Annotated in this window: 11 protein-coding genes and 2 pseudogenes; all 13 read left to right on the plus strand. The window is 45.2% G+C overall.

Features of this window, described 5'->3' with window-relative positions:
* Nucleotides 1-32: 32 nt before the first annotated feature.
* The 13 genes and pseudogenes from ACESTK_RS19190 to ACESTK_RS19250 all read left to right on the plus strand — a co-directional run bounded on the left by ACESTK_RS19190 (nucleotide 33) and on the right by ACESTK_RS19250 (nucleotide 7,770).
* Entirely contained in the window at nucleotides 33-659 is a 627-nt protein-coding gene (locus tag ACESTK_RS19190; protein WP_004612911.1) for a CHC2 zinc finger domain-containing protein, read from the plus strand.
* A complete protein-coding gene (locus ACESTK_RS19195; RefSeq protein ID WP_044987284.1) occupies nucleotides 616-1,947 on the plus strand; it encodes a virulence-associated E family protein in 1,332 nt (443 codons plus the stop codon). Before ACESTK_RS19190 ends, ACESTK_RS19195 begins: the two co-directional genes overlap by 44 nt.
* A 251-nt stretch (nucleotides 1,948-2,198) precedes the next feature.
* A complete protein-coding gene (locus ACESTK_RS19200) occupies nucleotides 2,199-2,378 on the plus strand; it encodes a transposon-encoded TnpW family protein (protein ID WP_004612908.1) in 180 nt (59 codons plus the stop codon).
* A 43-nt stretch (nucleotides 2,379-2,421) separates the two neighbouring features.
* Nucleotides 2,422-3,693, plus strand: a pseudogene (locus ACESTK_RS19205) (VirD4-like conjugal transfer protein, CD1115 family); the annotation flags it as partial.
* Nucleotides 3,690-3,902, plus strand: a complete 213-nt coding sequence (locus ACESTK_RS19210; RefSeq protein ID WP_373120521.1) for a condensin complex subunit 2 — start codon at nucleotides 3,690-3,692, stop codon at nucleotides 3,900-3,902. The pseudogene ACESTK_RS19205 and the gene ACESTK_RS19210, both read left to right, overlap by 4 nt.
* A 209-nt stretch (nucleotides 3,903-4,111) precedes the next feature.
* Nucleotides 4,112-4,240: pseudogene (locus ACESTK_RS19215) on the plus strand (Maff2 family mobile element protein); the annotation flags it as partial.
* 216 nt (nucleotides 4,241-4,456) lie between these two features.
* Nucleotides 4,457-4,834, plus strand: a complete 378-nt coding sequence (locus ACESTK_RS19220; protein ID WP_035394499.1) for a GntR family transcriptional regulator — start codon at nucleotides 4,457-4,459, stop codon at nucleotides 4,832-4,834.
* A gap of 2 nt (nucleotides 4,835-4,836) precedes the next feature.
* The gene (locus tag ACESTK_RS19225; protein ID WP_005933713.1) at nucleotides 4,837-5,697 is read left to right on the plus strand and encodes an ABC transporter ATP-binding protein; all 861 of its coding nucleotides are present in this window, start codon (nucleotides 4,837-4,839) and stop codon (nucleotides 5,695-5,697) included.
* Nucleotides 5,694-6,341: an ABC-2 transporter permease gene (locus tag ACESTK_RS19230; RefSeq protein WP_012744307.1), complete on the plus strand. Its 648-nt coding sequence runs from the start codon at nucleotides 5,694-5,696 to the stop codon at nucleotides 6,339-6,341. The genes ACESTK_RS19225 and ACESTK_RS19230 overlap by 4 nt, the downstream gene beginning before the upstream one ends.
* Before the next feature lie 21 nt (nucleotides 6,342-6,362).
* Nucleotides 6,363-6,530 carry a DUF6440 family protein gene (locus ACESTK_RS19235; RefSeq protein WP_005933716.1) on the plus strand — a complete coding sequence of 56 codons (168 nt, stop codon included), beginning with the start codon at nucleotides 6,363-6,365 and terminating at the stop codon, nucleotides 6,528-6,530.
* Between the two features lie 146 nt (nucleotides 6,531-6,676).
* Entirely contained in the window at nucleotides 6,677-7,120 is a 444-nt protein-coding gene (locus ACESTK_RS19240) for a sigma-70 family RNA polymerase sigma factor (protein WP_118371689.1), read from the plus strand.
* Nucleotides 7,113-7,313: a helix-turn-helix domain-containing protein gene (locus tag ACESTK_RS19245; RefSeq protein ID WP_007054579.1), complete on the plus strand. Its 201-nt coding sequence runs from the start codon at nucleotides 7,113-7,115 to the stop codon at nucleotides 7,311-7,313. The genes ACESTK_RS19240 and ACESTK_RS19245 overlap by 8 nt, the downstream gene beginning before the upstream one ends.
* A gap of 61 nt (nucleotides 7,314-7,374) precedes the next feature.
* Nucleotides 7,375-7,770, plus strand: coding sequence for an SRPBCC family protein (locus tag ACESTK_RS19250; protein WP_007054580.1), 396 nt, complete (start codon nucleotides 7,375-7,377; stop codon nucleotides 7,768-7,770).
* Nucleotides 7,771-7,851 lie beyond the last annotated feature (81 nt).

The raw sequence follows: 7,851 nt of genomic DNA on the forward strand, positions 1-7,851 counted from the left end.
GGTGCTTTTTCTATTTCAGGAGGAAATGCCTATTGAATTTATTTGAAGCAGTAAAACAGAATGTAACAACCCGACAGGCGGCAGAACGCTATGGAATCCGTATTAGACGAAACGGAATGGCGGTCTGCCCCTTTCACAATGATAAGAACCCCAGCATGAAACTTGACCGCCGCTTTCATTGCTTTGGCTGTCAGGCAGATGGAGACGCAGTTGACTTTGTTTCCCGACTGTTTGGCTTGCCGAGCAAAGAAGCCGCCATGAAGATAGCTGATGATTTTGGTATCAGCTATGACAGCAGACAGAAACCGTCAATCAGACCGAAAATCCGAGAGCCTACCCCGGAGCAGAAATATCAGCAGGAAGAAAATCACTGCTACAAGGTGCTGTCCGATTACTTCCATCTTCTGAGGAAGTGGGAAAAGCAATACGCACCGCAACGGACGGATGAAGTGTGGCACCCGCTTTTTGTGGAAGCATTGGAGAAGAAAAGCTATATCGAATACCTGCTGGATATTCTTCTCTATGACACTCCCGAAGAAAAGAAAGCTCTTGTAGCCGAGCAGAGAAAAGAGGTGATGAAACTTGAACAGCGAATTGCAGGACACACAGCCGAGCATGACCGTGGAAGAAGTCAGAGGAAGTCTGGACTTGACCGATAACGGAGCAATCAAGAACAGCATACGCAACTGTCTGACCGTTTTTCAGAATGACCCCGTTCTGCAAGGTGCTGTCAGATATAACATTCTTACCGAGCGTATCGACATTGTGAAGCCGCTTTGGTGGAGCAAGCAGACAGCGACCTTGACCGACACGGACTTAAATTATCTCATGCTCTATCTGGAAGATAAATATAGTCTGACCAGCGAGAAGAAAATACAGAAAGCCCTTTCCATTATCGCTGACAGCAACAAGTACCACCCTATCCGAGATTATCTGAACGGTCTGGAATGGGACGGAACAGAACGCATCCGCTATGCCTTGCCCCGATTTCTCGGAGCAGAGGAAGGCGAGTACACTTATCAGGCATTACGGCTGTTCATGTTGGGAGCAATCAGCAGAGTGTTCAAACCCGGCTGTAAGTTTGAAGTTATGCTCTGCCTTGTGGGTGGACAGGGTGCAGGAAAGTCCACTTTCTTCCGTCTGCTGGCAGTCAAAGATGAATGGTTCTCCGATGACCTGAAAAAGATTGACGATGACAATGTGTACCGTAAAATGCAGGGGCATTGGATTATCGAAATGTCGGAAATGATTGCCACAGCCAATGCCAAGAGCATTGAGGATATTAAGTCCTTTATCAGCAGGGCGAAAGAAACCTATAAAGTGCCGTATGAAACCCATCCGGCAGACCGCTTGCGACAATGTGTGTTCGGAGGTTCTTCCAACACGATGGACTTTCTACCCCTTGACCGAAGCGGCAACCGTAGATTTCTGCCTATCATGGTACACCCTGAAAATGCAGAGATTCACATTCTGGAAGATGAAGCCGCATCCAGAGCGTTCATTGATATGATGTGGGCAGAAGTCATGTTCATCTATCAGAACTTCCCTGTAAAGCTGACCTTATCAAAGGATATGGACAAGGAACTGAAAGAACTGCAAAAGCAGTTTATGCCGGAGGACACGAAAGCAGGACTGATCCAGTCTTTCCTTGATAACTTCAAAGGTACACAGGTCTGCTCCAAGCTGATCTATGCAGAAGCTCTGAACCACCCTTTTGATGAGCCGAAGCAATGGGAAATCCGAGAAATCAATGAAATCATGAACAACAGCATTGAGGGATGGAGACCGTTTTCCAATCCACGCAGCTTTGCCAAGTATGGCAGACAGCGAGGGTGGGAACGCATACCACCGCCCGACAACGAGCCATCGGCAACAGGCTCAAATCTGACGGACGGTTTTCGTGAACTGACCGAGGAAGAAGCCCGACAGATGGAATTACCGTTTTGAAAAAATGACCGTGTTGCCGACTATGTTGCTACCCCGTTGTCAAGTCCGTTGCAGGGCAAATCTCTTAAAAGTCCTTTATTTACAAGGGATTTTCTTCTCTGGCAACAAAAGCAACGGAGAAATCAAAGAAAAAAGTAAAAATAGTAAATAAGCCAGATAGGACTATGTTCGAGGTTTTTTGAAGTCCGTTGCCGGACTTCGTTGCCGACCACACACCCTGTCTGGCTTTTTCCATTTCAAGGAGGTATTGCATGACACAGAACACAACCACAGCAAAAGCACACAAGGCAACCCCGGTAGGAACATTCAACATGAGAATGGGAAACACCACCTATGTTATCGGCGTTCATTTCAGCAAGGAAAGCAAGGACACCTTAGAGGACAAGATGAAGCGGTTAATGCGTGATGATGTGAAAGCGGCGAATTTCTGAATTGAAAATAATTTGTGACTTTTCCGTTTTCTATCTTGACGAAACGCTTCCGAAAGGAACGGTTTTAATCGAGTGCGGGAAGCTCTTGCAGCGGGGCGGGTACAAAATCAAGGTGCTGAACACCATCAATTTCAAGAAATCCATGCGGTACAATCCCTTTGCCTATCTGCGCAGCGAAAAGGATATTTTGAAACTGGTAAATACCATTATCGCCAACACCAAAGGCGACGGGGAAAAATCCGGCGAGGATTTTTGGGTGAAATCGGAACGGCTTTTTTACTGCGCCCTTATCGGCTACATCTGGTACGAAGCCCCGGAGAATGAGAAAAACTTTACGACGCTGCTTGAAATGATAAATGCGTCGGAAGCCCGCGAGGACGACCCGGAATTTCAATCCCCCGTTGACCTCATGTTTGAACGCTTGGAGGAAAAAGACCCGGAACATTTTGCGGTGCGCCAGTACAAGAAGTTTTTGCTGTCTGCCGGAAAAACAAGAAGCTCTATCCTCATTTCCTGCGGTGCGCGGCTTGCACCATTTGACATTCGGGAGCTGCGCGAGCTGATGGAAACCGACGAAATGGAGCTTGACACCTTGGGTGACCGAAAGACCGCACTTTTTGTTATTATCTCTGACACCGACGACACCTTTAACTTTGTTGTATCAATCCTTTACACACAGCTTTTCAATCTGCTTTGTGACAAGGCAGATGATGTGTACGGCGGGCGGCTGCCTGTTCATGTGCGCTGTCTGCTTGACGAGTTTGCAAATATCGGGCAGATACCGAAGTTTGAAAAGCTCATTGCCACTATCCGAAGCCGTGAAATCTCCGCGTCCATCATCTTGCAGAGCCAGTCGCAGCTAAAGGCTATCTACAAGGACAACGCCGATACCATTGTCGGCAACTGCGATACGACCCTGTTTTTGGGCGGCAAGGAGAAAACGACCCTTAAAGAAATGTCGGAAATCTTGGGGAAAGAAACGATTGACAGCTTCAATACTTCCGAAACAAGAGGACGGGAGCTTTCCCACGGGCTGAACTATCAGAAGTTAGGCAAGCAGCTTATGAGCGAAGATGAAATTGCGGTCATGGACGGCGGGAAATGTATCTTGCAGTTACGCGGGGTGCGCCCGTTCTTCTCCGAAAAATACGATATTACCAAACACCCGAAGTACAAGTACCTTTCCGACTTTGACAAGAAAAATGCCTTTGACATGGAAAAGCACTTGCGCCGCCGTCCTGCAATCGTAAAGCCGGACGAGGTATTTGACTATTACGAAGTTGACGAAGCAGATTTGCAGGAGGACGCAGAATGAATAAGCGTATCAGAAAGAAAAAGGCAAAACAGCAGCTAATCCGAGCTATCAGCGGGCTTATGGAAGCCGCCGAGGAAATGCAGCGGGAACAGGAACGCAGGACAAGACAGGCAGGTATTTCCTATATCAAGTATATCGAAGCTGTCCGGGAACGGCAGTACGGCATTAAGCCTGTCTACACACCGCTTTTTGAAAAGGAGGGAGCTTAAAGTAAAAATAATAAACACGGGCTACATGGTACGCGCCCCTACTCCTTGCGCGTATCGCGGCAGGAAGCCGCACCCTACAACTGAATACCGCCGCGCAGCAGCAACAAACGCAGCGCGGGGACTTATGACCGCGGCAGTTATCGAAAACTGACCGCCGTTTTTTATGCCCTTTTTCGGGCAGCCGCACAGCGGCAGAAAGGAGTTATATTATGGCATTTTTCAACAGCGCAGTAGGCGTTTTGCAGACACTCGTTATCGCTCTCGGAGCAGGTCTTGGCATTTGGGGCGTTATCAACCTCTTGGAGGGCTACGGAAACGACAATCCGGGCGCGAATACTCATGTGCCATAAAGTAACACACAAGAAGTTGATAGACAACAGCCCGTTATTCCGTAAAAATTTCAAAGTAGAATTTCATGGAAGCCATACAAATTGTGTGGCTTCTTTTGCTTAATAAGCAAAGATAAATTTTCTAATACCCTATTGACAAAAGCGTTTGCCTTGAATATAATGTACTTGTACGATAAGTACATTAAAGAACAAAGGAGGGGCGTTGTGGAAATTATCATAAGCAGTAATACGAGCAAGCCAATTTATGAGCAGATAACTTCACAGATAAAAGCCATGATTATGAGTGGCGAGTTAAAAACCGGCGATCCTATTCCCTCTATGCGGGCGCTGGCAAAGTCCATTCATGTGAGTGTTATTACCGTTCAAAAAGCGTATGAAGATTTGCAAAGGGACGGTTTTATTGAAACAACGGTAGGCCGAGGAAGTTTTGTGTCGGCACAGAACAAAGACTTTTATCAGGAAGAACAGCAGAGATTGGCCGAAGAACATTTGCAAGAGGCCGCCGATATTGGGCGGATAAGTGGAATATCGTTGGAAAAACTGATTGAATTACTGACGATATTTTATCAAGAGGAGGATTAACTATGAACGCTATTTTGCAGGTTGAGAACTTGACAAAGCAATACGCCGATTTCAAGTTAGACCATGTTTCGTTTTCGGTTCCGAAAGGAACAATCATGGGGCTTATTGGCGAAAATGGAGCCGGAAAAAGCACAACTATCAATGCTATTCTTGATTTAATTCATAAAGATGATGGAACAGTTACTTTTTGGGGGCAGGAATTATCGTCCACAAAACAAATCAAAGAGGATGTTGGCGTAGTGTTTGACGGAATTAACTTCTATGAAACGCTCACTCCGGCCAAAGTCGGGAAAATTGCTGGTGCTGCCTACAAACAGTGGGACGGCCATCTGTTTCAAGACTATCTAAAGCGGTTTCAACTTCCAGCGGATAAGGAAATTAAATCTCTGTCCAAGGGAATGAAGATGAAGTTGTGTATTGCCGTCGCCCTTTCCCATAACCCCAAGCTACTGATTTTGGACGAAGCGACAAGTGGCCTCGACCCTGTAATGCGTGATGATATTCTTGATGTATTTCTTGAATTTGTTCAGGACGAAAATCATTCCATTTTGATGTCCTCGCATATCACAACAGATTTAGAAAAAGTCGCAGATTACATTACATTTATCCATCAGGGCAAGGTTCTTTTTTGTAAAACGAAAGATGAACTTCGTTATAACTATGGTATTATCCGCTGTGGCGCAGCACTGTTCGACCAGCTCGATAAAGCGGAAATTCTGGCTTACCGCAAAGATGATTATCAATGGAATGTGCTGGTAGCTGACAAGGAAAAAGCCCGGAGGAAATATAAAAATGCCGTAGTGGACGACGCAACAATCGACGATATTCTGCTGCTGTATGTGAAAGGAGAGCAAGCAAAATGAAAAGTCTTGTTTTGAAAGATTTATTTAATATCGGCCACAATGCGAAATCTATGCTATTCATCCTTGTGGTTTTTGCCGTTGCGCTTATTCCGTTTTCCGGCGTAGAAGGCTATATTTTTGTATGTGCGATTTTGTGCAGCATGATGATTGTAACAACCTTTTCTTTTGATGACAGTTCTAAATGGACACGGTATGCTATGATAATGCCAGTTTCCAAGAAAGAATTGGTTGCTGGAAAATTTATGGTGCTGGCTATCTTCTGCGCCATTGGCAGCCTCTTTGGGCTGATTATTGGTTTTATCGGTGGCCTAATCACACATAAAATCGTACTCGACATAGTAGGGATTGGAGAGCTTCTGTTTTTGACACTCGTTGCATGGGTAATCTCCCTTATTTTTGGAAGTATGTCAATTCCTCTTGTGTTCAAGTTTGGCGCAGAAAAAGGCCGTGTTCTGCTATTAGTATCATTCCTCATTCCGGCAGGGATTTGCTTTGGAATATATCAGCTTCTTACTATGCTGGGAGTTGCATTGACAGACCAGATTGTATTTATTCTTCTCTGCTGCTCACCGCTTCTGGCGTTGGCATGGTGCTATGTGATGTATCAAATCAGTTATCGCATTTTTGTAAAGCAAGAGCTTTGATTTCTATTGGGAGGTATCTATATGGGAAGCAGAAGATTTGAAATTACTGAAACTGCAGGAAGTGTGAAAGGCTTTTATGTGGTAGTGGACAGAGAAACCGGGGTCAATTACCTTGTGGCAAAGTTTGGAACTGGCGGGGGTATTTGTCCCTTGATTGACAAAGACGGAAAACCGATTATCAGCGAGTAGCAAAGCCAGCCGAGCCAGTCAACGGCAAGTGAATGGGCTGCGCCCACCGTTGACAGCCCCGTCTGTCCTTGCTGGTAGGTAATCAAGGGGCGACAGCAAAAAAGTGCTGCCGCCCTTTCCCATAATCGAAGAAAGGGGGATTTTCCATGACTGAATACGAAGCCTATCAAGAACATATCCGCTATACCCATGATACCTACTGCCGGATTGTTATTCGCCATGCGTCCTTTGACGCTGCCCGTATGCTGGCAGCGAGGTGGAAACGGGAAATCTCTCTTGAATATTTGACGGAAGAAAAGTTTGTCCCACTAAGCACCACAGACGAGTATTTTCAAGTGCCGGACTATGGCGAAACTTATCCGTTCTCTGTCCGGGGGCAGACGATATTTTTAGATAGCTGCTCCCTTGCGGCGGCTCTTGCCGGGCTGTCGGAACAGACGCAGGAGGAAATCTTTTTGTATTACTTTAAGCACTTGACGCAGAAAGAAATCGGAGAACAATGCGGCTGGACACGCAGCACAATCGGGCGGCATATTCAGCTTACCTTGAAGCGGCTGAAAGAGGAAATGGAGGTGCTGTCCTATGAGTAACCGACTTCTCCCCTATGACACGATTATAAAGGCACATGAGGGCGACCCCATAGCGATACAAGCTGTCCTTGACCGCTACGCCGGATATATCCGCTACTTTTCCAAAATGAACGGCTATTATAACTCTGATATGGAGGACTACATCAAAACAAAGCTGATTGAAAGCCTGTTCAAGTTCCGGCTTGACCGTTGAGTTTGGATTGATGATATGATAAAATCATTTTAGCAAATTGAATTTTGAAGGGGGAATAAAAATGGCGGTTTCAAATATAAATGCTATTATTAACAAGGATATTCATAAAGTTTGGGATATTGTTTTTGCAGTTGAAAAATATAGTGAGTGGCGAAGCGATTTAAGTAAAACAGAAATCATAAATGAGAAGCAATTTATTGAGTACACTAAAGACGGATATGCAACTACATTTTCTATCACTACTATTGAGCCATATAAACGCTGGGAATTTGACATGGAAAATAGCAATATGTCAGGACATTGGATTGGTGTTTTTACAGCTAAGGGAAATGAAACACAAATTGATTTTACAGAGAATGTGACACCTAAAAAGTGGATTATGAAACCTTTTGTAAAAATCTATCTGAAAAAGCAACAAGAACAATTTGTTCTGGACTTAAAAAAAGCATTGAAATAACAACTTCCAGTTGTGCGCCCAGCTAAGGGTGTGTAGTCAAGCCGGTGGGATTCCGGTTTATCCAAGGTTTAGCCAACCAGA

This window comes from Ruminococcus sp. Marseille-P328, assembly GCF_964249465.1.
Taxonomy (GTDB): domain Bacteria; phylum Bacillota; class Clostridia; order Lachnospirales; family Lachnospiraceae; genus Blautia_A; species Blautia_A faecis.